The sequence below is a fragment of the Pelagibacterium lacus genome, assembly GCF_003345525.1.
GTDB lineage: Bacteria > Pseudomonadota > Alphaproteobacteria > Rhizobiales > Devosiaceae > Pelagibacterium > Pelagibacterium lacus.
Genome location: NZ_QQNH01000016.1, coordinates 44,910 through 68,927 on the forward strand (window position 1 = coordinate 44,910; position 24,018 = coordinate 68,927).

General features: G+C 65.4%; 24 protein-coding genes and 2 tRNA genes. 16 read left to right on the top strand and 10 right to left on the bottom strand.

What is annotated here, in order from left to right; genetic code table 11:
* Position 1: 1 nt before the first annotated feature.
* From otnK to DVH29_RS11455, 4 genes are read left to right on the top strand one after another with little or no spacing between them, the layout of a single operon-like run.
* Positions 2-1,276, top strand: coding sequence for a 3-oxo-tetronate kinase (gene otnK, locus DVH29_RS11440; RefSeq protein WP_114646315.1), 1,275 nt, complete (start codon positions 2-4; stop codon positions 1,274-1,276).
* Complete coding sequence (gene otnC, locus DVH29_RS11445) at positions 1,273-1,914, top strand: 3-oxo-tetronate 4-phosphate decarboxylase (protein WP_114646316.1); 642 nt, start codon at positions 1,273-1,275, stop codon at positions 1,912-1,914. Before otnK ends, otnC begins: the two co-directional genes overlap by 4 nt.
* Positions 1,915-1,966: 52 nt before the next feature.
* Complete coding sequence (gene fba, locus DVH29_RS11450) at positions 1,967-3,019, top strand: class II fructose-bisphosphate aldolase (protein ID WP_114646317.1); 1,053 nt, start codon at positions 1,967-1,969, stop codon at positions 3,017-3,019.
* Between the two features lie 56 nt (positions 3,020-3,075).
* A complete protein-coding gene (locus tag DVH29_RS11455) occupies positions 3,076-3,672 on the top strand; it encodes an IMPACT family protein (RefSeq protein ID WP_114646339.1) in 597 nt (198 codons plus the stop codon).
* On the opposite strand, the gene DVH29_RS11460 is transcribed toward DVH29_RS11455, so the two are convergent.
* On the bottom strand, positions 3,669-3,857 hold the full coding sequence (locus DVH29_RS11460; RefSeq protein WP_114646318.1) for a hypothetical protein: 189 nt from the start codon (positions 3,855-3,857) through the stop codon (positions 3,669-3,671). The genes DVH29_RS11455 and DVH29_RS11460 overlap by 4 nt on opposite strands.
* 154 nt (positions 3,858-4,011) lie before the next feature.
* Between DVH29_RS11460 and DVH29_RS11465 the strand changes: the two genes are divergently transcribed.
* The gene (locus DVH29_RS11465; protein WP_114646319.1) at positions 4,012-4,203 is read left to right on the top strand and encodes a hypothetical protein; all 192 of its coding nucleotides are present in this window, start codon (positions 4,012-4,014) and stop codon (positions 4,201-4,203) included.
* A 67-nt stretch (positions 4,204-4,270) separates the two neighbouring features.
* Here DVH29_RS11465 and DVH29_RS11470 read toward each other — a convergent pair whose 3' ends face one another.
* Positions 4,271-4,573 carry a hypothetical protein gene (locus tag DVH29_RS11470; protein ID WP_114646320.1) on the bottom strand — a complete coding sequence of 101 codons (303 nt, stop codon included), beginning with the start codon at positions 4,571-4,573 and terminating at the stop codon, positions 4,271-4,273.
* 21 nt (positions 4,574-4,594) lie between these two features.
* Complete coding sequence (locus DVH29_RS11475) at positions 4,595-7,027, bottom strand: membrane-bound PQQ-dependent dehydrogenase, glucose/quinate/shikimate family (protein WP_245944963.1); 2,433 nt, start codon at positions 7,025-7,027, stop codon at positions 4,595-4,597.
* A gap of 219 nt (positions 7,028-7,246) precedes the next feature.
* On the opposite strand from DVH29_RS11475, the gene DVH29_RS11480 reads away from it, so the two are divergent.
* Positions 7,247-7,516: a PepSY domain-containing protein gene (locus DVH29_RS11480; RefSeq protein ID WP_114646322.1), complete on the top strand. Its 270-nt coding sequence runs from the start codon at positions 7,247-7,249 to the stop codon at positions 7,514-7,516.
* Between the two features lie 63 nt (positions 7,517-7,579).
* Here DVH29_RS11480 and DVH29_RS11485 read toward each other — a convergent pair.
* A tRNA-Arg gene (locus DVH29_RS11485) sits at positions 7,580-7,656 on the bottom strand.
* Positions 7,657-8,008: 352 nt separating this feature from the next.
* On the opposite strand from DVH29_RS11485, the gene DVH29_RS11490 reads away from it, so the two are divergent.
* The 3 genes from DVH29_RS11490 (at position 8,009) to DVH29_RS11500 (ending at position 11,730) form a co-directional block, all read left to right on the top strand.
* On the top strand, positions 8,009-9,313 hold the full coding sequence (locus DVH29_RS11490) for a DEAD/DEAH box helicase (RefSeq protein WP_199562578.1): 1,305 nt from the start codon (positions 8,009-8,011) through the stop codon (positions 9,311-9,313).
* A gap of 196 nt (positions 9,314-9,509) precedes the next feature.
* Positions 9,510-10,586 (top strand): sugar phosphate isomerase/epimerase family protein, encoded by a 1,077-nt coding sequence (locus tag DVH29_RS11495; RefSeq protein ID WP_114646324.1) that lies wholly within the window; start codon positions 9,510-9,512, stop codon positions 10,584-10,586.
* Positions 10,579-11,730 carry a Gfo/Idh/MocA family protein gene (locus tag DVH29_RS11500; RefSeq protein ID WP_114646325.1) on the top strand — a complete coding sequence of 384 codons (1,152 nt, stop codon included), beginning with the start codon at positions 10,579-10,581 and terminating at the stop codon, positions 11,728-11,730. The genes DVH29_RS11495 and DVH29_RS11500 overlap by 8 nt, the downstream gene beginning before the upstream one ends.
* Positions 11,731-11,760: 30 nt before the next feature.
* Here the strand turns inward: DVH29_RS11500 and DVH29_RS11505 are convergent, their stop codons facing one another.
* The 3 genes from DVH29_RS11505 to DVH29_RS11515 all read right to left on the bottom strand — a co-directional run bounded on the left by DVH29_RS11505 (position 11,761) and on the right by DVH29_RS11515 (position 12,947).
* Positions 11,761-12,528 carry a sulfite exporter TauE/SafE family protein gene (locus tag DVH29_RS11505; protein ID WP_158541646.1) on the bottom strand — a complete coding sequence of 256 codons (768 nt, stop codon included), beginning with the start codon at positions 12,526-12,528 and terminating at the stop codon, positions 11,761-11,763.
* 10 nt (positions 12,529-12,538) lie between these two features.
* On the bottom strand, positions 12,539-12,847 hold the full coding sequence (locus DVH29_RS11510; protein ID WP_114646327.1) for an ETC complex I subunit: 309 nt from the start codon (positions 12,845-12,847) through the stop codon (positions 12,539-12,541).
* A gap of 23 nt (positions 12,848-12,870) precedes the next feature.
* Positions 12,871-12,947 (bottom strand) — tRNA-Pro (locus DVH29_RS11515).
* Positions 12,948-13,073: 126 nt separating this feature from the next.
* Between DVH29_RS11515 and DVH29_RS11520 the strand changes: the two genes are divergently transcribed.
* Positions 13,074-13,844: a phosphatase PAP2 family protein gene (locus tag DVH29_RS11520; protein ID WP_158541647.1), complete on the top strand. Its 771-nt coding sequence runs from the start codon at positions 13,074-13,076 to the stop codon at positions 13,842-13,844.
* Here DVH29_RS11520 and metC read toward each other — a convergent pair.
* Positions 13,820-15,010, bottom strand: coding sequence for a cystathionine beta-lyase (gene metC / locus DVH29_RS11525; RefSeq protein ID WP_114646329.1), 1,191 nt, complete (start codon positions 15,008-15,010; stop codon positions 13,820-13,822). The genes DVH29_RS11520 and metC overlap by 25 nt on opposite strands.
* A 243-nt stretch (positions 15,011-15,253) precedes the next feature.
* Here metC and DVH29_RS11530 point away from each other — a divergent pair, with 243 nt between their 5' ends.
* From DVH29_RS11530 to DVH29_RS11550, 5 genes are all read left to right on the top strand, one after another.
* Entirely contained in the window at positions 15,254-16,270 is a 1,017-nt protein-coding gene (locus tag DVH29_RS11530; RefSeq protein WP_114646330.1) for an amino acid ABC transporter substrate-binding protein, read from the top strand.
* Positions 16,271-16,400: 130 nt separating this feature from the next.
* Positions 16,401-17,606: an amino acid ABC transporter permease gene (locus DVH29_RS11535; RefSeq protein WP_114646331.1), complete on the top strand. Its 1,206-nt coding sequence runs from the start codon at positions 16,401-16,403 to the stop codon at positions 17,604-17,606.
* 10 nt (positions 17,607-17,616) lie between these two features.
* Positions 17,617-18,750: an amino acid ABC transporter permease gene (locus DVH29_RS11540; RefSeq protein WP_114646332.1), complete on the top strand. Its 1,134-nt coding sequence runs from the start codon at positions 17,617-17,619 to the stop codon at positions 18,748-18,750.
* A 5-nt stretch (positions 18,751-18,755) separates the two neighbouring features.
* On the top strand, positions 18,756-19,544 hold the full coding sequence (locus tag DVH29_RS11545) for an amino acid ABC transporter ATP-binding protein (RefSeq protein ID WP_114646333.1): 789 nt from the start codon (positions 18,756-18,758) through the stop codon (positions 19,542-19,544).
* Positions 19,545-19,656: 112 nt separating this feature from the next.
* Entirely contained in the window at positions 19,657-20,733 is a 1,077-nt protein-coding gene (locus tag DVH29_RS11550) for an amino acid ABC transporter substrate-binding protein (RefSeq protein WP_158541648.1), read from the top strand.
* Between the two features lie 16 nt (positions 20,734-20,749).
* On the opposite strand, the gene cls is transcribed toward DVH29_RS11550, so the two are convergent.
* Together cls and DVH29_RS11560 are read right to left on the bottom strand one after the other, a co-directional pair.
* Positions 20,750-22,189 (bottom strand): cardiolipin synthase, encoded by a 1,440-nt coding sequence (cls, locus tag DVH29_RS11555; RefSeq protein WP_114646335.1) that lies wholly within the window; start codon positions 22,187-22,189, stop codon positions 20,750-20,752.
* 9 nt (positions 22,190-22,198) lie between these two features.
* A complete protein-coding gene (locus DVH29_RS11560) occupies positions 22,199-23,248 on the bottom strand; it encodes a cysteine synthase A (RefSeq protein ID WP_114646336.1) in 1,050 nt (349 codons plus the stop codon).
* Between the two features lie 398 nt (positions 23,249-23,646).
* On the opposite strand from DVH29_RS11560, the gene DVH29_RS11565 reads away from it, so the two are divergent.
* On the top strand, positions 23,647-24,018 hold a 372-nt coding region (locus DVH29_RS11565), incomplete at its 3' end, for a phosphoadenosine phosphosulfate reductase domain-containing protein (protein WP_158541649.1).

Here is a 24,018-nt window from a genome sequence, read left to right on the forward strand (position 1 = left end):
CATGCTGCTCGGAGTGATCGCCGACGATTTTACCGGCGCAAGCGATATCGCCAACACCATCGCCAAGGGCATCCCTGGCCAGGGGGGCCTCGCCACGGCGCAATATATGGGCGTGCCCGCCCATCGCGCGCCCGAAAGCGTCGAGGCGGGCGTGGTGTCGCTCAAATCCCGCTCGATCCCGGTCGCCGAGGCGGTGGAGCAATCGCTCGCCGCGCTGGCCTGGCTGCGCGAACAGGGCTGCCAGCAGATCGTCTTCAAATACTGCTCGACCTTCGATTCCACCCGCGAGGGCAATATCGGCCCGGTGGGGGAAGCGCTGGCCGAGGCGCTGGGCGCCAAGGGCGTCGTGGTCTGCCCGGCCTTTCCGGGGGCGGGGCGCACCATCTATCAGGGGCATCTGTTCGTCCACGACAAGCTGCTGAGCGAAAGCGGCATGCAGAACCATCCGCTGACCCCGATGACCGATCCCGACATACGGCGCTGGCTGGGCTATCAGACCCGCTCCGATGTGGGGCATGTGGCGCTGCCGACCGTTCTCGGCGGTCCCGAGGCCATCGCCGCCGCGCTTGCCCAGGCGGGTGGGGCGGGCGCCACCATGGTGGTGGTCGACGCGGTGGATGACGACAACCTCATCGCCATCGGCCGGGCCTGTGCCGGCGCACCGCTGGTCACCGGCGGCTCGGGCATCGCCATGGCGCTGGGGGCCAATTTCATCGACCGGGGCCTCGCCAGCGGCCAGGGGGGCGCGTTCACCGGGCTTTCCGGCCCCGAGGCCATCATCGCCGGCAGCTGTTCGGGGGCGACCCGCGGCCAGATCGACCGTCATGCTCTGACCCATCCGGTGCTCAACATTTCGGTCGACAGCGTCATGGCGGGCGAAACCGAAGCGGGCGATCTCGCCGATTTCCTCTCCCGGAACGCGGGCAAGGCGCCGCTGGTCTATTCCTCGGCCACCCCGCAGGAAGTGGCGGCCACGCAGGCCCGCTACGGCCGCGAGGCGGTGGCGCATAAGCTCGACACGCTGTTCGCCGACACGGCGCGGCAGCTGGTCGACAAGGGCGTCAAGCGCCTGGTGGTGGCCGGCGGGGAAACCTCGGGCGCCGTGGCGCAGGCCCTCGACCTGGGCGACCTGGTGATCGGGCCGGAAATCGACCCCGGCGTGCCGGTGCTGATCAGCCGGACCCGCGACGTGGTGGTGGCGCTCAAATCGGGCAATTTCGGCGGCGAGGATTTTTTCACAAAAGCCCTCGACGTGATGGAGAACGGGCAGCCATGAGCCGGGAAGGGGAGCTTCGCGACCATATCGCCCGCTGGGGCAATCTGCTCTATCAGCGCCAGCTGGCCCATGGCAGCGCCGGCAATCTGTCGGCGCGGCTCGATGACGGCACGTTTCTCGTGACCCCGACCAATTGCTGCCTGGGCTTTCTCAAGCCCGAGCAGATCTCGCGCATCTCGGCCGAGGGCGAACTGCTCGACGGCGAGCCGCCCTCCAAGGAAACCTTCTTCCACCTGGCCATGTATGAGGAGCGCCCGGGCGCCCAGGCGGTGGTGCATCTGCATTCGACCTATTCGGTCGCGGCGTCGTGCCTCTGCCACGAGCATACCAAGGACGACGTGCTGCCCCCGCTCACCGCGTATCAAATCATGCGCGTGGGAAAACTGCCGCTGGTGGATTATTACCGGCCCGGGGACAAGGCGCTGGCCGAGGCGGTGCGCCTGCGGGCCCGCGAGCACCGCGCGATGCTGCTGGCCAATCACGGCCCCATCGTCTCGGGCGCGTCCCTCGAGCAGGCGGTCTACGCCTATGAGGAGCTCGAGGAGACCGCCAAGCTCTATTTCATTCTCGGGGATCGCAAGGTGGCGCATCTGAACCCGCAGGCGATCGCGGAGATCAACCGGGTGTTTCCAAGCTGAACCGGACGCAAAGGCCTTCCGCCGGAAGGCGTTATTCTTGAGGAGAACCATCGTGCCCCTTATGCCCATGCGCCCGATCCTCGATCATGCCGCCGAGCATGGCTATGGATTGCCCGCCTTCAACATCACCAATCTGGAAACCCTCCTGGCGGTGATGCGCGCCGCCGAACGCACCGACAGCCCGGTCATCGTGCAGGCGAGCCAGAGCGCGCGCAAATATGCGGACGACATGCTGCTGGTGGCGATGGTCAAGGCGGCCGCCGAGCGGTTCCCCACCATCCCGCTCTGCCTGCATCAGGACCATGGCAGCAGCCCCGAAGTGTGCAAGAGCGCCATGGATCTGGGGTTCACCAGCGTCATGATGGACGGCTCGCTCGAAGCGGACGGCAAGTCCCCGGCCAGCTATGAATACAATGTGGACGTGACCCGCCGCACGGTAGAGATGGCCCATGCGCGCGGGGTTTCGGTGGAAGGCGAGATCGGCGTGCTCGGCTCGCTCGAAACCGGGGGCGGGGAGCAGGAGGACGGGCACGGGCTCGAAGGCACGCTGAGCCGCGAGGAATTGCTGACCGACCCGCAACAGGCGGTGGATTTCGTCAAGGCGACCGGGGTGGATGCCCTCGCCGTGGCCATCGGCACCTCGCACGGGGCCTATAAATTCTCCCGCCGGCCCGAGGGCGACCTTCTGGCCATGGACGTGATCGCCGCCATCCATGAACGGCTTCCCCACACCCATCTGGTCATGCACGGCGCCTCGACTGTTCCCGAGGCGTTGCAGGACCTGATCAACGCCAGCGGCGGCGAGATGGCGAAAACCTATGGCGTGCCGCTCGAAGAGATCGAGCGCAGCATCGCCATGGGGGTGCGCAAGGTCAATATCGACACCGATCTGCGCATGGCGCTGACCGGCTCGGCGCGCGAATATCTCAAGGCCAACCCGTCCTCCTTCGATATTCGCGGCATGCACAAGAACGGGCTGGCCCGCATGGAAGCCCTGTGCGCCGAGCGCTTCGAACGCTTCGGGGCGGCCGGCCATGGGGCGCGGCTGAGCAACCGGATGGCATCGACCACAAGCACGCCATCCAAGGCGGCGGTCCCGGCCTGAGCTTTTGCGCGGCGGGACGTATGGAGGCGGCCCGCTTCTCTGTGATAGAGAGCGCCATGACCAATCTCAAAACCCTCGTCGCGCCGGTGACGGCGCGGCAGGAGATCAAGAAAAGCCGTTTCGTGGCCTTCGCCGCGCCCGTCGCCGATGAGGCGGAGGCCAAGGAATTCATCGCAAGCCATTCCGACACCACGGCAACCCACAATTGCTGGGCCTGGCATATCGGGCAGAGCTACCGCTTCAGCGATGACGGCGAACCCGGCGGCACGGCGGGCCGGCCGATCCTGCAGGCGATAGAAGGACAGGGGCTAGACCGGGTCGCGGTGCTGGTGACGCGCTGGTTCGGCGGGGTGCTGCTGGGGAGCGGCGGGCTGGTCCGCGCCTATGGCGGCACGGCGGCCCTCGCCCTGCGCGGCGCGGAAACGATGGAACTGGTCGAGACGGTGCCGGCCTTGATTGCCTGTCCCTTCGGCGATCTTTCGCTGGTGCAGGCCCGGCTGGGGGCGCTGGCGGGGGTCGAGATGCAGGCGCCGCACTTTACCGCCAGCGGGGCGGAACTGCCCGCTGCCATCCCCAAGGCCATGGTCGCGGACGTGACCCGCCTCGTGGCCGATCTCACCAGCGGGCGGGCGACGCTGATGGAAATCGATTAGTATTTTGCGCTGGCGTCGGAGGCGGGGAAGCTCTCGTCGGAGGCTTCATCGACCTTGTCCCAGTCGTCCCTGTCGTTGCGGGTCGCCTCGGGCCCGGCGTCGCGAATCTGGGTTTCGGCCTCTCGCGGGCCGGGCAAACTGGCCTTGGCAAAGGCCGCGGCCTTGCGGCGCTTTGGAGCGGTCATCGCATCTACCTCCTGATGTCCCGGATGAACGGTCAGGGGCCGCAAAGGGTTGCCTTGCGACAGCCAAGGGTTAACAGGCGGACGATATTAACATAGATTAAGGACGCGGCGTCCGACCTGGGGTATCGTCGGGCACCAGCCAAGGGAGGACATCATGTATCCCTATATGGATGAACGCGAAGTGGTCTGCCCGGTCTGCCACACCGTCAATATCTTTGCCGTGGACCATCTGCCGGCCGACGCCCTGGTCTGCTGCTCAAGATGCGGCGAGCCGGTGGGGCGCTGGTCGGAGACCCATGAGCGGCCACGGGAGGACCTGGCGCTCGGCCCGCATGCGGGGTCGTGACCGCACCAAGTCGCTCTTTTGTCGCGCGGTCGAACCGGGAAAGTCTGCAACTTTTCCTCGTCGCACTCTAGCTTCCTGCCTGCCAGATGATGGCCACGAAGACGATGAGCACCGCGGCGGCGATGCCGGCATAGGCGATGACGCCGCGCCATGAGGAGACCTGCGGCGTCGCTATGGAAGCGGACTGGGTTTCCAGCCGCAATTCCTCGCGCGTCGGCGGGTAGCCGCCGGCCTCGTCATCGGTGCCCAGCGGCGAGGCGGCGGGATCGGGCCAGTCGACCTTGTCCCCCGTCTCCCCGCGATCGATGCGGTTTCTCAACTCTTCCACCGTCTCGGGCGGCGGCGCCTTGCGGCGGTCTTCCTCCGTCATCGTGTTTCTCCCTCGGGCAAATCAGCGCAGCGCGTAGGCGATGAAATAATCGCCGATCGGGGTCTCCATGAAGCCGTGGCCACCCGCATTGATGACCAGATATTGCCGGCCATCGACCTCATACATGGCCGGACCCGCCTGTCCGCCGGCCGGGAGCACGTCGCTCCACAATTCCTCGCCGGTCTCGATGTCGATGGCGCGGATCAGATCGTCGGTGGCCGCCGCGATGAAGATCAGCCCGCCGGCCGTGATCACCGCGCCCGCATTGTTGGGCGTGCCGATGGTGAGCGGCAGGCGCGAGGGGATGCCCCAGGGGCCGTCGCCGCGCGCCGTGCCGAAGGGCTGGTCCCACAGCACCTCGCGCGTCTCGAGATCGACCGCCATGATGCCGCCATAGGGGGGCTGGGTGCACAGGAGGCCGGTGAAGGGCACCCGCCAGCCGGCATTGACCTCCACCCCATAGGGCGTGCCGGCCTGCGGCGAGATGTTGTCGGGGCTGTTGTCGGCATAGCCGGGCTCGTCCAGCGGCACGATGCCGTATTCGTCGACCTCCTCGCGCGGCACCAGCCGGGTGCGGTTGGCGGTGATGTTGTAATTGGCCACCATGATGTTGCGGTCGGTGTCCACCGCGATGCCGCCCCAGTCCGAGCCGCCATTATAGCCGGGGAACTGGATCCACCAATCGGTGGAGGGCGGGGTATACATGCCCTCGTAATAGCTCTGCTGGTACTGGATGCGGCACCAGAGCTGGTCGAGCGGCGTCATGCCCCACATATGCCGTTCCTCGATCTCGGGCTGGAGCACGTTGGGGAAATCGACGACGAAGGGCTGAGTGGGCGAAAGCCTCTCGGGCTCCACCCCGCCCTGGGGCACGGGACGGTCCTCGACCTCGACCAGCAATTCGCCGGTCTCGCGGTTGAAGATCCAGAACATGGACTGCTTGGTGGGCACGATGAGGGCCGGGACCGGCCCCTCCGGGGTGGGATAATCGATGAGCGTCGCCTGCGAGCCCAGATCGTAATCCCAGATGTCATAGCGCACGGTCTGGTAGTACCAGGCCACTTCGCCGGTGGTGACGTCGAGCGCCACGAGGGCGGTGGCATAGGTGTTTTCCGCGTCCGAACGGTCGCCGCCCCAATAGTCGACGGCGGAATTGCCGAGCGGCAGATAGACGAGGCCCAGTTCGCTGTCGCCCGAGGCGATCGTCCACACATTGGGCGTGCCGCGCGTATAGGTCTCGCCCTCGGGCGGCAGGCCGGTCTCGCCGGGGCGGCCCATGTCCCAGGCCCAGGCCATCTCGCCGGTCTCGACATCATAGCCGCGCACCACGCCCGAAGGGGCGTCGCGCTTCTGGCCGTCGCGGACCTGGGAATGCACCACGGCGATGTTGCGCACGATGGTGGGGGGCGAGGTGGGTGCGTACCAGCCAGGCACCGTGTGGCCGATGCCCTCTTCCAGATCGACCTCGCCGCCGGTGCCGAACTCGGTGCACAGCTGACCTGTGTTGACATCGATGGCGAGGAGGCGGGCGTCGAGGGTGTTCATCAGGACCCGCTCGGCGCAGGGCTGGTCCGCAGCCAGGGTGGGCGACTGGTAATAGGCCAGCCCGCGGCAGGAGGCGTTGTAGGGGATGGCGTCGGTGGAAACCACCGGATCATAGCGCCAGATCTCCAGCCCGGTCGCCGCATCGAGGGCGATGACCTTGTTCATGGCCGAGCAGACGAGCAATTGATTGCCGATCTTGAGCGGGGTGTTCTGGTTGGAATATTGCTCCTCGTCCTCGGGCATGTCGCCGGTGCGGAATTCCCAGACCTGCTGGAGATCGGCGACGTTTTCGCGCGTGATCTGGTCGAGCGGGGTGTAGCGGGTGGCGTGGTGGCCGCCGCCAAAGGCCGGCCAGTCGGCGCCGGTTTCGAGCATGGCATAGGCGATGTCGGAGGAAGGGGGCTCCGCGTCGGGCGGGGCCGTTTCAGCCGCTGCGTCGGGTTCGGGAGTGGGCGCGGCGGGGGCCTCGTCCTCGGCCTGCTGGGCGATGGCGGTGGTTTCCGGCCCAGCCAGCAGCAGGGCCGACGCGGTGCCCAGCGCCGCGAGCCCCGCAAGGCCGGCCAGCACCCGATCCCGTCCACGCGGCCAGGCCCGTTCGAGGACTGGTATGGTGAGGAGGACCAGGATGAGGACGACGGCCGGGGCGAGGAGGCGCGGAAGCTGCGCCCAGGGGTCGAGCCCCGCTTCCCACACGGCCCAGATCAGCGTGCCGATGAAGGTGAGAAGATAAATCCACACCGCCAGCATGGAGCGGCGGAAGAGGAACCAGGCGGTCACCAAGAGGCCGATCCCGGCCAGGAGGTAATACCACGATCCGCCCAGGGCGATCAGCCACGCGCCGCCGCCCAGTATGGGCAGGCCGAACAGAACCAGAAGACACGCCAGTGCCATTGTAAGCCAGAAGGCCACTCCCCGCTTCCTGCTTCTCGACACTGCCATGGGTCCTGTCCTCCTCGGGTTTCTCCTTGGGAGGCACAACGACAAAAGCATGGAACCGTTCCGCAATCGGTGGGGCGGGGGGGTGGGAAGGGCGGCAGAAGGTCGCGGAGCCGGCCCACAGTCATGAAAATGAATCTCAATGCACCAATATGGATAAGGTGGCGGGGCAATTGTGAAAGGAAATTCCGCATGAGAATCGTACGTCCTCTGGTGTTGGCCGCGCTGCTGGTGGCACCCTTCTCCGTTCCGGCCCTTGCCGACGACCGGGCGCCCACGCTCGATGAGCGCGCCAAAATCGAAGCGGTCTTGATAGCCGAAGGCTTTGTGTCCTGGGGCGAGATCGAGCTCGATGACGACAAGGTCTGGGAAGTCGACGATGCGATCCATGCCGACGGTCGGGAATACGATCTCGAACTCGACGTCACGACGCTGGCGATCACCGATCGGGACCCCGACTAACGGGAACGGCTCCGGCGGCATCGCCGGAGCACGCCTCCCGGCGCGCCAGCACGTCAATGGGATTGGCGACCCCGACAGGATTCGAACCTGTGACCAATAGCTTAGAAGGCTACTGCTCTATCCAGCTGAGCTACGGGGCCGTTGCAGGCCCTCTAGCGTAAAATCGGCGGCTTGTCAGGTGCCAATGCGACGGGTTTCTCCCATCGCCCGCTTGACATTGCGGCCCGAAGCGCCGATATGGGCGCCATGTCGAGCGCTGCCGCGTGAGCAGCCATGGATGGTGTTTGGCCATCGAATTCGCCGGCATGTTTCATTCGAGTTCCCAGATCACGCGGGGTTCTGACAGGGTCGACGCTTTAGCGGCAATGTGGCCGCCGGGTTTGGCCGATCCTGCAACCGCTTACGGCACGTGCGCGTCCGCTTTCGAGGCGCGGCATGGGGCCGTTTCATGCGCGGCGTCCGGGGATCGGATTCGCCGCTAAAGGATATGATTTGACCGATTTCCAGGCCTTCGGCCTCGATGCACACATTCTCAAGACCCTGTCCGGCCTCGGCTTTACGGCACCGACGCCGATCCAGGCCAAGGCCATCCCCGTGGTGATGGAAGGGCGCGACATCATGGGGCTGGCCCAGACCGGCACCGGCAAGACCGCGGCCTTCGGCCTGCCGCTGATCCAGCACCTCCTGTCGGCCCTCGGCCGTCCGGCGCCCAAGACCTGCAAGGCGCTGATCCTGGCGCCGACGCGCGAACTGGTCAACCAGATCGCCCTCAACCTGCGCTCCTTCACCAAGGGCACGCCGCTGCGGGTCAATTCCGTGGTGGGCGGCATGTCGATCAACGCCCAGATCCGGACGCTCGCTCATGGCAGCGACATCCTCGTCGCGACGCCGGGCCGGCTGATGGACCTCGTCAAGCGCCAGGCCATCCGCCTCGATTCCGCAAAATTCCTGGTGCTGGACGAAGCCGACCAGATGCTGGACCTGGGCTTCATCCACACCCTGCGCGAAATCGCCCGCATGGTCGGCCAGCCGCGCCAGACGCTGCTGTTCTCGGCCACCATGCCCAAGCAGATGACCGAGATCGCCGCCGCCTATCTCACCGATCCGGTGCGCGTGGAAGTGGCCGTGCCCGGCCAGACCGCCGACAAGATCGAGCAGGCGGCCCATTTCGTGGAAGGCCCGGCCAAGCTCGCGTTGCTCAAGGACCTTCTGTCCGCCGATGCCGATGCGCTGTCGCTGGTCTTCGCCCGCACCAAGCACGGGGCGGAAAAGCTCTCCAAATCCCTCGCCTCGGCGGGCTTTGCCACCGGTTCGATCCATGGCAACAAGAGCCAGGGCCAGCGCGACCGGACGCTCAAGGCGTTCCGCAACGGGGAAATCCGGGTGCTGGTCGCCACCGATGTCGCGGCGCGCGGCATCGACATCCCCGGCGTGAGCCATGTGTATAATTACGACCTTCCCGAAGTGGCGGAAAACTACGTCCACCGCATCGGGCGCACGGCGCGGGCCGGGGCCGACGGCAAGGCGGTCGCCTTGTGCAGCGCCGCCGAATACAACCTCCTCGTCGCCATCGAGCGGCTGACCGGGATCACGGTGGAAACCGCCAGCGGCGAGCGGCCGCAGCGCGCCATGGGCGGCGGCAAGGCCAAGCGCAGCGGCGGACGCGGCCGCCCCAATGGCGGCGGCAAGCCCCAGGGCAAGCCGGCCGCGGCCAAGAAGCCGTTCGATCCGATGAAGGCCGCCTCGCAGCGCAACAAGAAAAAGCAGCAGCGCGCCAGAAGTTTCCGCGCCGCCTGACCGCCGCGATTTTCCTCGCGGAGCCGAACCCGAAGCCCCCGCGTCCTGCGACGCGGGGGCTTTGTCATGCGCGAGGCGCTTGACTGGAACCACGGGGCGGATAGTGTGCAAACGTTTACATTGAGATACGTACGTCAAAAACGGCCGGTGGGATTTTTCGAGGAGGGTCCGGACCGGCCCCGGTGGAGGAGACACCATGCGCACGCTGAAAGGCCCCGCGATCTTCCTGGCCCAGTTCGCCGGAGACGCGGCCCCGTTCGATACGTTCGACCATATCTGCAAATGGGCCGCCGGCCTCGGCTACAAGGGGGTGCAGGTGCCCACATGGGTGCCCGGCTTCATCGACCTGCAACAGGCGGCGCAATCGAAGAGCTATTGCGACGACCTCAAGGGGATCGCCGCCAGCCATGGGGTAGAGATCACCGAGCTCTCCACCCATTTGCAGGGGCAATTGGTGGCGGTGCATCCGGCCTATGACACGGCCTTTGACGGCTTCGCGGCGCCGGAGGTGCGCGGCAACCCAAGGGCGCGGCAGGAATGGGCCGTCAACCAGCTCAAATGGGCGGCACAGGCGTCGCGCAATCTCGGGCTCGGCGCGCACGCGACTTTTTCGGGCGCGCTGGCCTGGCCCTATGTCTATCCCTGGCCGCAGCGCCCGGCCGGGCTGATCGAAGAGGCGTTCGACGAACTGGCGCGGCGCTGGACGCCGATCCTCGATGCCTTCGATGAGGCAGGGGTGGATTTGTGCTACGAAATCCATCCGGGCGAGGACCTGCATGACGGGATCAGCTACGAGATGTTCCTCGAACGGGTCGGCCACCACAAGCGGGCCAACCTGCTCTACGACCCCAGCCATTTCGTCTTGCAGCAGCTCGATTATCTCGATTACATCGATATCTATCACGAGCGAATCCGGATGTTCCACGTCAAGGACGCCGAGTTCAATCCGACCGGACGGCAGGGCGTCTATGGCGGCTTCCAGAGCTGGGTCGACCGGGCCGGGCGGTTCCGCTCGCTGGGGGACGGGCAGGTGGATTTCGCGGCGATCTTTTCCAAGCTGGCCGCCTATGATTTCGCCGGCTGGGCGGTGCTCGAATGGGAGTGCGCGTTAAAGCACCCCGAGGACGGGGCGCGCGAGGGCGCGGAATTCATCGCCAGCCACATCATCCGCGTGACCGAGAAGGCGTTTGACGATTTCGCCGGCGCGGGGACCGACCGCGCCGCCAACCGCAAGATGCTCGGGCTGGATCAAGGGAGAACGACTGATGGCTGAAAACGGAAAACGGCCCATCCGGCTGGGCATGGTGGGCGGCGGAACGGGGGCCTTTATCGGCTATGTGCACCGCATCGCCGCGCGGCTCGACGGCGATTACCAATTGGTGGCGGGGGCGCTCTCCTCGCGGCCCGAGGTAGCGCGGGAAAGCGGCGGCAATCTCGGCCTCGCGGAGGACCGCATCTATACCGATTTTGCCGAGATGGCGCGGGCCGAGGCGGCGCGCGCGGACGGGATCGAGGCAGTGGCCATCGTCACCCCCAACCACATGCATTTCGCCCCGGCCAAGGCCTTCCTCGAAGCGGGCATCCACGTCATCTGCGACAAGCCGCTGACGTCATCGCTGGACGATGCCTATGCGCTGCAAAAGGTGACGCCGAAAAACGGCGCCAAATTCCTCCTGACGCACAATTATACCGGCTATCCGCTGGTGCGGCAGGCGCGCGAACTGGTCAAGTCCGGCGCGCTGGGCAGGCTGCGCGTGGTGCAGGTGGAATATCCCCAGGACTGGCTCGCGGTGGAAGCCGATGCGGGCAACAAGCAGGCCGCATGGCGCACCGACCCGGCCCGCTCGGGGGCGGGGGGGTCGATCGGCGATATCGGCACCCACGCCTATAATCTCGCCCGCTTCGTCACCGGCCTGCGCACCGAGGCGGTGGTGGCCGATCTCGATGCCTTCGTGCCGGGCCGCCAGCTCGACGACAATGTCCACATCATGCTGCGCTTCGAAGGGGGCGCCAAGGGCATGCTGTGGGCCAGCCAGGTGGCTGTGGGGTGCGAGAACGGCCTGCAATTGCGCGTCTATGGGGAAAAGGCCGGGCTGGAATGGCGGCAGGACAATCCCAATTCCATGTGGTTCACAGAATTCGGCAAGCCCAGGCAATTGCTGACCCGGGGCGGGGCCATCGAGGGCGCGGCGGCCGGCGCCATGGGCGTGCGCATCCCGGCCGGGCATCCGGAAGGCTATCTGGAGGCGTTCGCGACGCTCTACAGCCAGTTCGCCGCCGTCATAAGGGGCGAGGGGGGCGACTATGAAAGCCTGTTGCCCACGCTGGACGACGGGGTGGAAGGCATGGAGTTCATCATGGCCGCCGTCGCCTCATCGAACAATGACAGCCGCTGGACCAAACTGGGAAAGGCCTGATATTGCAGGCGATTGCGGGGAGGGGCGGACTCAGTTCGGGAGGGCGGAGGCGGCCAGAACCTGCGGCAGCGTCGCGCTGGTGAGCACCAGCCCGGAGACGAACAGCAGCAGCAGGACCAGCCGCCGGAAGGCGCGCGTGTCGAGGCGGTTGAAGAAATAGCCGCCGAGCAGGGCCGGGGCGACCAGCGCCGCCGCCACCAGCCCGAAATGCTGCCAGACGAGGGGGCTGGAAATGGTGCCGGCCAGGAAATAGCCAATCAGCGTCGTCACATGCATGGTGATGTTGAATCCCTGCATGATGCCGCGCTGGCTCTCCTTGTTCATGCCGGTGAGGGTACACCAGAGGGTGGGGATGGCGCCGGCCAGGCCGCCCATCCCGCCGAACACGCCCCCCAGCCAGCCCACCGCGCCATTGGCCCAATTGCCCCCGAACGTCACCCGGAAACTGGGGGAGACGAACAGCATGGCCGGGCTGTAGGCGAGCAGGAACAGCCCGAGCGCCAGCTTGAAGCCGGTGGGATCGAGAAGGCTGAGCAGGAAGATGCCCATGGGGACGCCGAGCACGCCGCCGACGATGAAGGGCGCCAGCCCCTTCAGGCGGAAATTGGCGCCGACCACGGGAATGGTGACCAATTGGCCGACCAGCGAGCCGAACACCGCCATGGGGGCGGCCAGCTCCGGGGAGACGGCCCAGGCCCAGACGCTGAGGCTGACCAGGGCGAAGGCGAAGCCCGACAGGCCCTGCACGAAGCCCGCCAGCGCCGCACCGCCGAGAACGATGACGAGATAGGGCTCCACCGCGGGGACCCTAATGGGTCCAGGGCGTCTTGCGGTCGAAGCGGAAATTGTCCGGATAGGAGACCTTCTTGATGGTCGGCTCCTGCACCGGCTGCACGCGATAGGCGATGCCCTCGCGGCGCGCATAGGATTCGGCTTCCTCGAGCGTGTCGAATCGCAGGCTGATCTGCTGCTTCATGTCGGAAGAGGAGGTGTAGCCCATGAGCGGCTCGATGGAGCGCGGCTTTTCGGGCTCGAACACCAGCACCCAATCCTGGCTCTTGCCCTTGCCGGACTGCATGGCATTGGGGGCGGGACGATAGATGCGTGCGACGGCCATTTCACTTCCTCGAAACAGGCCGATGGTCGGGGCAGCAAGATTCGAACTTGCGACCCCCGGTTCCCAAAACCGGTGCTCTACCAGGCTGAGCTATACCCCGTCACGGCCACGGATGATGCGATACACATTCTTTCTTCCCAGCACAAGGCATGTTACCCCCATGCCTCCTCAAGCCCCGGGAAATTCCAACGCCTTGAAGCCTTTGCTTTCTCCCCAGACCGTCAGCATGCGCTGGTTGCGCGCCGTTGCAGAGGACCGCGACCGGGCAAAACGCCTCGCCTTATGGGCGCTGGCCGGGGCGGCGCTGATGCTGGCCATCGCCGTGCTGTTCGACGCGCCCGTATCGCTGGCCCTGCAGAGCTGGCCCGACCACGAGCGCGCTTTTTTCCGCGCGATCACCGATCTGGGGAAATCGGACTGGCTGCTGCTGTGGAGCCTCGTGGGCGGGCTGGTGAGCTTGGGGCTGTCGCGGCTGCCGCTCGGCTATAGCTGGCGATGGGCGGCGCGGGGGCTGGGCTCCGTCTCGGGCTTTCTTTTCGCCGCCATCGCCTTTTCCGGCATCGTCGTGGTCATCCTCAAGCGGATCGTCGGGCGGGCGCGCCCCATGTATCTCGAGGATCTGGGCGTGCTGCATTTCCATCCCTTCGACATCATCGACTGGAGCTTTCACAGCTTCCCCTCGGGGCATGCGACGACCATCGTCGCCTTCGCCTTCGTGCTGCGCACCTTCTCCAATCGCCGCTATCACGGCTGGATCATCGCCCTGGGCTTCGCGGTCGGGCTGAGCCGGATCGTCGTCGGCGACCATTATCTCTCGGACGTGATCGCGGGCTCCTGTGTCGGCCTCGTCTCGGCGCTGCTGGTGCGGGACTTTTTTGCCACGCGCAACTGGGGCATGCGGATTGAAGACGGCAAGGTGCGCTATCGCATGTTCGCCGCCTTCGGCCCGCTCTGGAGGAAGCTGCGGCGCGGTCAGTCGCCTGCGCTGCTGAAATAGCGCTCCAGCCCGGCGGCGAGATCGGCTTTCAGCGCCTCGAAATCCTCGAAGCCCACATGGACGCGGAAGAGATTGCCGGAATGGGTCCACGGGGTCGCGGTGCGGATGCGATGCGGCTTGGTGGGGAGGATGAGGCTCTCATAGCCGCCCCAGGAATAGCCCATGCCGAAGATCTCGAGATGGTCGACGAAGGCAGCGACGGCTTCGCGCGGGGCAGGGGGCAGGACGAAGGAGAAAAGGCATCCCGAGCCGGAAAAATCGCGGGCGAACACCGCGTGGTCGGGATGGCTTGGAAGGGCCGGGTGGAGGACCTCGACATCGCCGCGCCCGGCCAGCCAATGGGCGAGGGCGAGGGTCCGGCGCTCATGCTCGCGCATGCGGACGCCGAGAGTGCGCATGCCGCGCGCCACGAGGAAGCTGTCGTCGGGCGAGGCGGTGAGCCCGAGCGTGCGATGGGTGGCGGCCAGGGGCTTGATGAAATCGGCATTGGCCGAGACGGTGCCCATCATGACGTCCGAATGACCGGAAAACATCTTGGTCGCCGAGTGGATGACGAGGTCTGCCCCCAGCGCCAGCGGGCGATGGAACAGCGGCGTCGCCCAGGAATTGTCGATCAGGATGGCGATGCCGCGCCCCGCCAGCGCGGCGTGTATGGCGGGCAGATCCTGGATCTCGAAGGTGAGCGAGCCGGGGCTTTCGAGAAACACCGCCCGCGTCCGGGGGCCGACCATGCCGCCGATGGCGTCCCCGATTCGGGGATCGAAATAGCGGGTGGTGATTCCCATGCGCGCCAGCAGCGTGTCGGCGAGGACGCGGGTCGGCTCATAGACGGAATCGGTGATGAGGACCTCGTCGCCGGACGAAAGGCAGGTCATGAGCGCCAGCGAGATCGCCGCGACCCCGGACGGGGCGAGCACGGTGCCCGCCGCCCCCTCGAGCTCGGTTATGAGGTCCTCCAGCCCGTCGGTCAGCGGCGTCCCCTGGCGGCCATAGCGATAGCGCAGGCCCATGTCCTCGAGGGCGTCGAGAGCGGGGAACACCACGGTGCTGCCGCGATAGATGGGCGTATTGACGAAACCATGCTGGCGGTCCGGCCAGCGCCCGCCATGGGTGAGTATCGTTTCAGTCCCGGCGGGGTAATCTGGAGTTCTCTCGTCTGTGTGCATGTCGATCTACTGCTGGGGTTTCCGAAATAGGTCAGTAATGTTGCATGTTATTGCGTGAACAAGGTGTATTGATTACGCCCCGGGGCTATTTGGCCTTGACGCCAACAGCCAAACTAGGTTTCGATGCTGAACGGCAATGCGTCCGATGGCAATAGGACGCTGCTGTCCCATCTCGATGGGATCGGGCCTCGGGGATAACCTCGTGGCTTCAGATAAAAAGGGTTAGGAAACAAAGGCAATCTCATGAAAAAACAACTGATCACTTGCGCAATGGCCGCAGCGATGGCCTCGACCGCGACGGCGGCCTTCGCGCAGACTCTGGCCCAGGTCGAGGAACGCGGATACATCCAGTGCGGCGTGACGGAGGGTGTCGCAGGGTTCTCCTTCCCTGATGAAAACAACAATTGGAGCGGGCTCGAGGTGGATTTCTGCCGGGCCATGGCCGCGGCCATCTTCGACGATCCGGACGCCGTCCGCTACACCCCGCTCAACACCAATGTCCGCTTCGAAACCCTTTCGAACGGCAATATCGACGTCCTGTCGCGCACCACGACCTGGACCATGACCCGCGACACCGATCTGGGCCTGACCTTCGCCGGCACCATGTTCTATGACGGCCAGGGCTTCATCGTCCCCGAAGGCACGGTCGAATCGGCCCTCGACCTTTCGGGCGCCGCCGTCTGCGTGCAGTCGGGCACGACCACCGAGCTCAACATGGCCGACTATTTCGCGGCCAACGACCTCGACGGCTCGAACTTCGTCGTCTACGTCACCCGCGACGAGGTGACCCAGGCCTATCTCGACGGGCGCTGCGACGCCTACACCACCGACGCCTCGGGCCTCGCCGCCGACCGCACCCAGTTCCCCGATCCCTCGGCGCATGTGATCCTGCCCGAGATCATCTCCAAGGAGCCGCTCGGCCCCGTGGTCCGTTCGGGCGATACCCAGTGGTTCAACATCGCCAAATGGACCTATTACGCGCTGATCAACGCCGAAGAGCTCGGCGTGACCTCGGAGAATGTCGACGACATGCTCGGCTCCGAGAACCCCTCGATCCGCCGCCTGCTTGGCGTCGAGGGCGACTTCGGCACCCCGCTCGGCATCTCGTCGGACTGGGGCTATCGGATCATCAAGCATGTGGGCAATTACGGCGAACTCTATGAGCGCCATGTCGGCCCCAACACGGCCCTGGGCCTCGAACGCGGCCTCAATGCGCTGTGGACCGATGGCGGCCTGATGTACGGCATGCCGATCCGGTAACCGTCCATTCTTCCGTTCCCGGCGGCCGCCAGCCGCCGGGAATATTGTCTGGACACACCTCTTTGCCGGCGACTGCCCCCGGCAAAGCGACAGCAGGGATGTGCCCTGACTGACAAGAGGCAAACATATTATGACAGACGCAACCAATAATGAGCCGGTCACGAGGACCGGGTCAGGCCATGGCGCGTCACTGATCAACAACCCCAAATTTCGCGCCGTCATCTACCAGGCCGCGATGCTGCTGGGAGTGGTGTTGTTGATCTGGTGGCTGCAGTCCAATGCGGCCTACAATCTGGGCCAGCAGAACAAGTCGATCGGCTTCGGCTTCCTCAATTCGACCTCCGGGTTCCAGATCGGTTTTTCGCTGCTGCCCTATGAGCGGGCCTCCACCTATTTCGACGTCTATCTGGTCGGCATCGTCAACACGCTCCTGGTCGCCTCGATCGGCATCGTGCTGGCGACCATGCTCGGCTTCACCATCGGCATAGCGCGCCTGTCGCCCAACTGGATCCTGCGCAAGCTGGCCATGGTCTATGTCGAGGTCATGCGCAACATCCCGCTGCTGCTGCAATTGTTCTTCTGGTACTTCCTGCTGCTCAACGCGCTGCCGGCGGTCCGGGACAGCTACGCGCTCGGCGACCTGGTGTTTCTCAACCAGCGCGGCCTCTACCTGCCGGCCATCGTGTCCGACGGGCGCTTCCTGATCGTCGTGGCCGGGTTCCTGATCGCGCTCGGCGCCGCCATCTGGTTCCGGCGCCGCACCATCAAGAAGATCGAGGAGACCGGCGACCGCAAGCCGATCTGGCTGCCGATGATCGCCATCTTCGCGGTGATCTTCGCCATCGCCTATTTCGGCAGCGGCGCGCCGGTGGAGCTCGATTTCCCCGAATTGCGCGGCTTCAACTATGCCGGGGGCTTCCAGGTGCCGCCCGAGCTGACGGCGCTGATCCTCGGGCTGGTGATCTACACCTCGGCCTTCATCGCCGAAGTGGTGCGGGCCGGCATCCAGTCGGTCAGCTACGGCCAGGTCGAGGCGGCCGAAGCCCTGGGCCTGCGCGAATCGGACCGCATGCGCCTCGTGGTCATCCCGCAGGCCATGCGGGTCATCGTGCCGCCGCTCACCTCGCAATATCTCAACCTCACCAAGAACTCCTCGCTCGGCGCCGCCATCGGCTTTCCCGAACTGGTGAGCGTCTTCGCCGGCACCGCCCTCAACCAGAGCGGACGGGCGATCGAGATCATCGCGCTGACCATGGCGGTCTACCTGACCTTCTCGCTGCTGACCTCGATCTTCATGAACTGGTACAATGCGCGCGTCGCGCTGGTGGAACGGTGAGGGCCGAGCGATGACCGATCTCTCTTTCGTTCGCGGGGAAATCGTCGGGCAACGCCCGGCCCCGCGCCGCTCCACCGGGGCCGTGGCGTGGATGAAGAACAACCTCTTCTCCTCGGTCGGTAACACGATCATGACCGTGGCGAGCGTGTTGTTCGTGCTGTGGCTCATCCCCCCGCTCTATAATTTCCTCATCGGCGACGCCGTGTTCACCGATCCGGAAGGCTTGCGGGGCCAGGCCTGCCGCATCGAGGGGGTAGGGGCGTGCTGGGTGTTCATCCGCGCCCGCTTCGGCTTCTTCATGTACGGGTTCTATCCCGACAGCGAGATCTGGCGCGTCAACCTGATGTTCGCCATCGGCATCGTGCTGATCATCCCCCTGCTGGTGCCGAAAATGCCCTTCGTGCGCACGGCGGCGGTTCTTTTCTTCGTGGTCTATCCGGTCGTCGCCTATTTCCTGATGGCCGGGGGCATCTTCGGGCTGCGGCAGGTGCCGACCGGCCAGTGGGGCGGGCTGACCCTGACGCTGATCATCTCGCTGATCGGCATCATCCTCTCCATGCCCATCGGCATCCTGCTGGCGCTGGGGCGCCAGTCCCGGCTGCCGATCATCAAGGCGTGCTGCGTCGGCTTCATCGAGTTGTGGCGCGCGGTGCCGCTGATCACCGTGCTGTTCATGGCGGCGGTGATGTTCCCGCTGTTCATGCCGCGCGGCGTCAGCCCCGATACGCTGCTGCGGGCCATCATCGGCATCGTGCTGTTCGAATCGGCCTATATGGCCGAAGTGGTGCGGGGCGGCCTCCAGGCCATGCCGCGCGGGCAATACGAGGCCTCGGCGGCCCTCGGGCTCAACAAGGTGAAGACCATGGGGCTGATCATCCTGCCCCAGGCGCTCAAGCATGTGATCCCTGGCATCGTCAACACCTTCATCGCGCTGTTCAAGGACACCTCGCTGGTATCGATCATCGGCATCTTCGAACTGCTCAACACGGTTCGGGCGGCGGGTTCGGACGTCAACTGGTCCTCGCCCACCCATGCGGTGACCGGCTATATCTTTGCCGCCTTCGTCTTCTGGATCTTCTGCTTCGGCATGTCGCGCTATTCCATCTACATGGAAGGCCGCCTGCACACCGGGCACAAAAGGTAAGTATCATGACTGTACAGACTGACATCGCTGCTCCCCCCTCCAAGATGACGGTATCGGATACCCATGTCGCCATCGAGATCCGCAAGATGAACAAGTGGTACGGTAGCTTCCACGTGCTGCGCGACATCGATCTCAAGGTCATGCAGGGCGAGCGGATCGTCATCGCCGGGCCCTCGGGCTCGGGCAAGTCGACCCTGATCCGCTGCATCAACCGCCTGGAGGAGCACCAGGAGGGCGACATTATCGTCGACGGCATCGAGCTCACGAACGATCTGCGGCGCATCGACGAGGTGCGCCGCGAGGTGGGCATGGTGTTCCAGCACTTCAACCTCTTCCCGCACCTCACCGTGTTGCAGAACCTCACCCTCGCGCCGATCTGGGTGCGCGGCATGCCCAAGGCCGAGGCCGAGGCGACGGCGATGCAATATCTCGAGCGGGTGAAGATCCCCGAACAGGCCAACAAATTCCCCGGCCAGCTTTCGGGCGGCCAGCAGCAGCGCGTGGCCATCGCGCGCTCGCTGTGCATGAATCCCAAGATCATGCTGTTCGACGAGCCGACCTCGGCCCTCGATCCGGAAATGATCAAGGAAGTGCTCGACGTCATGGTGCATCTGGCCGAGGAGGGCATGACCATGATCTGCGTCACCCATGAAATGGGCTTTGCCCGCCAGGTGGCCAATCGGGTCATCTTCATGGACCAGGGGCAGATCATCGAGCAGGACGAGCCCGAAAAGTTCTTCTCCAATCCCCAGCACGAGCGGACCAAGCTGTTCCTCAGCCAGATCCTGCATTAGGGTCGAAACGGGCGCGCGAAAGGACGGGACAAGCCAAGGCTTTGGCTTGACCCGTCCGGTCGCCGTGCCAATATGGCCGGCAGTTGAAGGAGCGGTTCGGGCCGCAGCGAATTTGCAGGCAGTTTCACCGATATTCCGCGCTTTCGGCCCCCTGGCCATGCTCTGCGGCGCCTTGCTGGGCGGGACGGCCCTGCCGGCCCCGGCAGTGGCGCAGCCCGTGGTCTCGGCGCCCTTCACCATTTCCACCCTCGAAACCGTCCGCACCCGGGGCTATGTCATCTGCGCGGCGACCGGGCTGCTGCCCGGCTTCGCCCAGGTCAGTCCCGAGGGTCTGTGGTCGGGCTTCGACATCGATATCTGCCGCGCCATCGCGGCGGCGGTGTTCGGGGACCCCTCCAAGGTCGAATTCCGCCCGCTGTCCGGACAGAGCCGCTTTGCGCATCTGGCGACGGGTGATATCGACGTGGTGTCGCGCAACGCCGCCTGGACCATGGCCCGCGACACGCAATATGGGGTCACCTATGCCGGGGTGTCGTTCTATGACGGCCAGGCCTTCATGGTCCCCGACCGGGTGGGCGCGGTCTCGGCCTATGAGCTCGAGGACATCACCATCTGCGTGGCCGGCGGCAGCGAATCCGAGACGATGATGGAGGAGTTCTTCTTCCGCAACCAGGTGAGCTTCGATACGCTGGTCTATGAGGATCGCGAGGACCTTGCGCTCGCCTATCGTTCCAGCCAGTGCGATGCGCTGACCGGCTCGGCGAGCTGGCTGCAGGCCGTGCGGCGGACCCTGCCGGAACCCTCGGCGCACAGCATCCTGCCCGAGCGGCTGAGCAAGGACGCCTTCGGCCCCGTGGTGCGCTCCAACGACGCGCAATGGCGCGACATCATCGCCATGACCCTCAACGTGCTGATCACCGCCGAGGAGCTGGGCGTCACCTCGGCCAATATCGAATCCATGCTCTCGGCGCGCACCATGGCCATCCGCCGCCTGCTGGGCGTCGAACCCAGCGTCGCCGGCCGGCTGGGGCTGCGCGAGACCTGGATGCGCGACGTGATCGCCGCGGTGGGCAATTACGGCGAGATCTATGCCCGCCATTTCGGCAGCAACACCTCGAGCGCCTTGCTGCGGGGACAGAACGCGCTGTGGACCAATGGCGGGCTCATGTACGCCCCGACCCTGCGCTAGACGACCCCGCTCGTCCTCAGAGAATGGGCGAGAACAGCCGCGCGCCCTGGCACAGCAGGCGGAAGAAGAAGCTGCGGCGTTCCAGATTGCGCTCGGTGGTGAGGTAGGACGCCTCGAAATCGGTTTCGAGCATGCGCTCGATATTGCCGATCATCGCCTTATGGGTGAACCACAGCGTCGCCTCGAAATTGATGTTGAACGAGCGGTAGTCGAAATTGACGGTGCCAACTCCGGCGATGCGGTCGTCGCACAGGATCACCTTCTGGTGCAGGAAGCCGTCGGAGTAGCGATGCACCTTGATGCCATGGGCGACCATCTGGTCCGCATGGGCATAGCTCGCCAGCCAGACCAGCATATGGTCGGGCTTGCGCGGCAGCAGGATGCGCACATCGACCCCGCGCAGGGACGCCGCATAGAGCGCGGTCTGGATCTCGATGCCGGGCACGAAATAGGGGCTGACGATCCACAGCCGCTCGCGCGCCTGGGAAATCACCTCGGTAAAGGCGATCGCGCAGTCCTCGAGCGTATCGGCGGGGCCGGTGGGCATGACGAGGACCGGCTGGTCGCCGGGGGTGGGGATGTCGGTGGGGTAGCGGATCGGCAGTTCATTGCCGGTCGACCAGTGCCAGTCCTCCCGGAACATCAGCGCGCAGGCGAGGGCGGCCGGCCCGCTCACATGCACATGCGTGTCGCGCCAGCGCCCCAGCTTGGGGTCCTTGCCCAGATATTCGTCGCCGATATTGTGGCCGCCGACCCAGGCTTCGAGCCCGTCGATCACCACGTTCTTGCGGTGGTTGCGGTAGTTGATGCGGGTGAGGCCATAAAGACGCAGCAGCGGGTGGCGGTGGTTGAAGCCGTAGACCTCGATGCCGTGATCGCGCAGGCGCTGCCGGTAGCGGCGCGGCAGGCCGGTACTGCCCGCATCGTCGTAGAGAAAGAAGATCTTGACCCCGTCACGGGCGCGGGCGATCAGCGCATCGGCGAAGCGCCGGCCCAGATCGTCGTCGCGCACAATGTAGAACTGGACGAGGATGTAGTTCCGGGCTCGGGCGATGCCGTCGAAGATCGACGCGAAGGTCTCCTCGCCATCGATGAGCAGGGTCGCCGCGTTGCCGTAGAGGAAGGGCAGTTCCGCCACCTTGCGCAGCACCGGCCAGTCGTCGCCGGTGGCCCGGTCGACGATGCGCATGTCCTCGGAACGCGCCAAGCGCCAGTTGCGCCCGGACTGGGTCTGGGTCTCGGCGTAGTCGTCGAAATATTTCCAGCCGAAGATCAGATAGACGATGGTGGTGGGGAAGGGCAGGATGAGCAGCGACAGCAGCCAGGCAATGGTGCCCTGCGAGGTGCGCGAGTTCATGATCTCGCGCACGATGCAGACGAATGCCAGGATGTAATTGGCCGCATAGAGCATGGCCAAGAAGCTGAAATTGTCGATGATGGCCCTCAGAAGGTCCACGCTTCGCCCTTATTGTGCATCGGCCTCCAGCACCGCGCTGATGTCGACCGTGGGTTCGGCTTCCAACCAGTCCGGCACCGGCAAATCCTTGTCCCTGAGGAAAGCCGGGTTGAACAGCTTCGACTGGTAGCGGTTGCCATAGTCGCACAGCACGGTGACAATGGTTTTGCCGGGCCCGAGTTCCCGCGCCAGACGTACGGCACCGGCTATATTGATGGCTGACGAGCCGCCCAGGCACAACCCCTCCTGACGCAAAAGGTCGAAGATATAGGGCAGGGCCTCGGAATCGGGGATCTGGTAGGCGTGGTCGACCGCAAGATCGGCGAGATTGGCGGTGATGCGGCCCTGGCCGATCCCCTCGGTGATCGAGGAGCCCGAGGATTTGAGCTCCCCGCTGGTATAATAGCTGTAGAGCGCCGCGCCCTCGGGATCGGCGAGGCCGATCTGGATATCCTTGTTGCGCTCCTTGAGCGCCATGGCGACCCCGCCCAGCGTGCCGCCCGACCCCACGGCGCAGATGAAGCCGTCGACCTTGCCCTCGGTCTGGGCGAAGATTTCCGGGCCGGTGGTCTCCACATGCGCCTGCCGGTTGGCGACATTGTCGAACTGGTTGGCCCAGATGGCGCCTTTGGGCAGCTCCGCCGCCAGCTTGTCGGCCAGGCGCCCCGATACCTTCACGTAATTGTTGGGGTTCTTGTAGGGCTTGGCGGCGACCTCGATCAGCTCGGCCCCGGCGAGGCGGATGGCGTCCTTTTTCTCCTGGCTCTGGGTTTCGGGGATGACGATGACCGTCCTGAACCCCAGCGCATTGCCGACCAAAGCGAGGCCGATGCCGGTATTGCCCGCCGTGCCCTCGACGATGGTGCCCCCCGGCGCGATGGCGCCCCGCGCCACCGCATCGCGGATGATATAGAGCGCGGCCCTGTCCTTGACCGACTGGCCGGGATTGAGGAATTCCGCCTTGCCCCAGATTTCGCAGCCCGTGGCTTCGGATACGGCATTGAGGCGGATGAGCGGCGTATTGCCGATGGCGGCGGTGATGTCGGGATAGCGGTTCATGATCTCTGGCGGTTTGCTGACGTTGGGCCAATGGTAGGCAGGCCCGCCATGGGGGACAAGAGGACAAGCGCCTGCTTTACCGAGGTTTTCTCCCGCGCCGGGTCCCCGAGAAAACTGCTGCCCCAAAACCGCCAAAGCCCGCAAAGCTGTTGCTTGGACCGGGCTGCTGTGACGGGAATCGGCGGCGGCACGGCGGGGAGTGAAATAGTTTTCTCGCAATCAGAGCCTTCTCCGCACGCCCTTGCTGGCCGACGTCGTATGGGGAGAACTCGAGCGGCGTCTCGCGGTCCCTGCGTAAAAACCGCCCGGTCCGGCGGGGTTTGGAGGGCCGGCGCACGGTTGTTGCGGGCTGGAAACCGGCATATTCAGAGGCTCCATCTTGCAGCCGAGCCCTTGCCATGACCGCGCCCGCCGCCCTTTCGCATCTCGCCCGTCTTGAGTCCGAAAGCATTGAGATTTTCCGTGAGGTTGCGGCGAGTTTCGAGCGTCCCGTGATGATGTATTCGATCGGCAAGGATTCCTCTGTTCTGCTGCATCTGGCGCGCAAGGCGTTCTATCCCAGCCGTATTCCGTTCCCGCTGCTCCATATCGACACCACCTGGAAGTTCGCCGAGATGATCGCCTTTCGCGACCGGATGGCCGAGGAATACGGGTTCGAGCTGCGCGTCCACACCAATCCCGAGGGCCGGGCAGAGGGGATCAACCCCTTCGACCACGGCCCGGCCTATACCGACATCATGAAGACCCAGGCGCTGCGCCAGGCGCTGTCG

Excerpts from the sequence above, each read along its gene's own strand:
- DVH29_RS11460 (WP_114646318.1), bottom strand. The coding sequence starts at position 3,857 with ATGACCGCTCCAAAGCGCCGCAAGGCCGCGGCCTTTGCCAAGGCCAGT.
- DVH29_RS11465 (WP_114646319.1), top strand. The coding sequence starts at position 4,012 with ATGTATCCCTATATGGATGAACGCGAAGTGGTCTGCCCGGTCTGCCAC.
- DVH29_RS11545 (WP_114646333.1), top strand. The coding sequence starts at position 18,756 with ATGACTGTACAGACTGACATCGCTGCTCCCCCCTCCAAGATGACGGTA.
- DVH29_RS11495 (WP_114646324.1), top strand. The coding sequence starts at position 9,510 with ATGCGCACGCTGAAAGGCCCCGCGATCTTCCTGGCCCAGTTCGCCGGA.
- metC (WP_114646329.1), bottom strand. The coding sequence starts at position 15,010 with ATGCACACAGACGAGAGAACTCCAGATTACCCCGCCGGGACTGAAACG.
- DVH29_RS11520 (WP_158541647.1), top strand. The coding sequence starts at position 13,074 with ATGCGCTGGTTGCGCGCCGTTGCAGAGGACCGCGACCGGGCAAAACGC.
- DVH29_RS11530 (WP_114646330.1), top strand. The coding sequence starts at position 15,254 with ATGAAAAAACAACTGATCACTTGCGCAATGGCCGCAGCGATGGCCTCG.
- DVH29_RS11470 (WP_114646320.1), bottom strand. The coding sequence starts at position 4,573 with ATGACGGAGGAAGACCGCCGCAAGGCGCCGCCGCCCGAGACGGTGGAA.
- DVH29_RS11540 (WP_114646332.1), top strand. The coding sequence starts at position 17,617 with ATGACCGATCTCTCTTTCGTTCGCGGGGAAATCGTCGGGCAACGCCCG.
- otnK (WP_114646315.1), top strand. The coding sequence starts at position 2 with ATGCTGCTCGGAGTGATCGCCGACGATTTTACCGGCGCAAGCGATATC.
- DVH29_RS11500 (WP_114646325.1), top strand. The coding sequence starts at position 10,579 with ATGGCTGAAAACGGAAAACGGCCCATCCGGCTGGGCATGGTGGGCGGC.
- DVH29_RS11560 (WP_114646336.1), bottom strand. The coding sequence starts at position 23,248 with ATGAACCGCTATCCCGACATCACCGCCGCCATCGGCAATACGCCGCTC.
- DVH29_RS11455 (WP_114646339.1), top strand. The coding sequence starts at position 3,076 with ATGACCAATCTCAAAACCCTCGTCGCGCCGGTGACGGCGCGGCAGGAG.
- DVH29_RS11535 (WP_114646331.1), top strand. The coding sequence starts at position 16,401 with ATGACAGACGCAACCAATAATGAGCCGGTCACGAGGACCGGGTCAGGC.
- DVH29_RS11510 (WP_114646327.1), bottom strand. The coding sequence starts at position 12,847 with ATGGCCGTCGCACGCATCTATCGTCCCGCCCCCAATGCCATGCAGTCC.
- otnC (WP_114646316.1), top strand. The coding sequence starts at position 1,273 with ATGAGCCGGGAAGGGGAGCTTCGCGACCATATCGCCCGCTGGGGCAAT.
- DVH29_RS11480 (WP_114646322.1), top strand. The coding sequence starts at position 7,247 with ATGAGAATCGTACGTCCTCTGGTGTTGGCCGCGCTGCTGGTGGCACCC.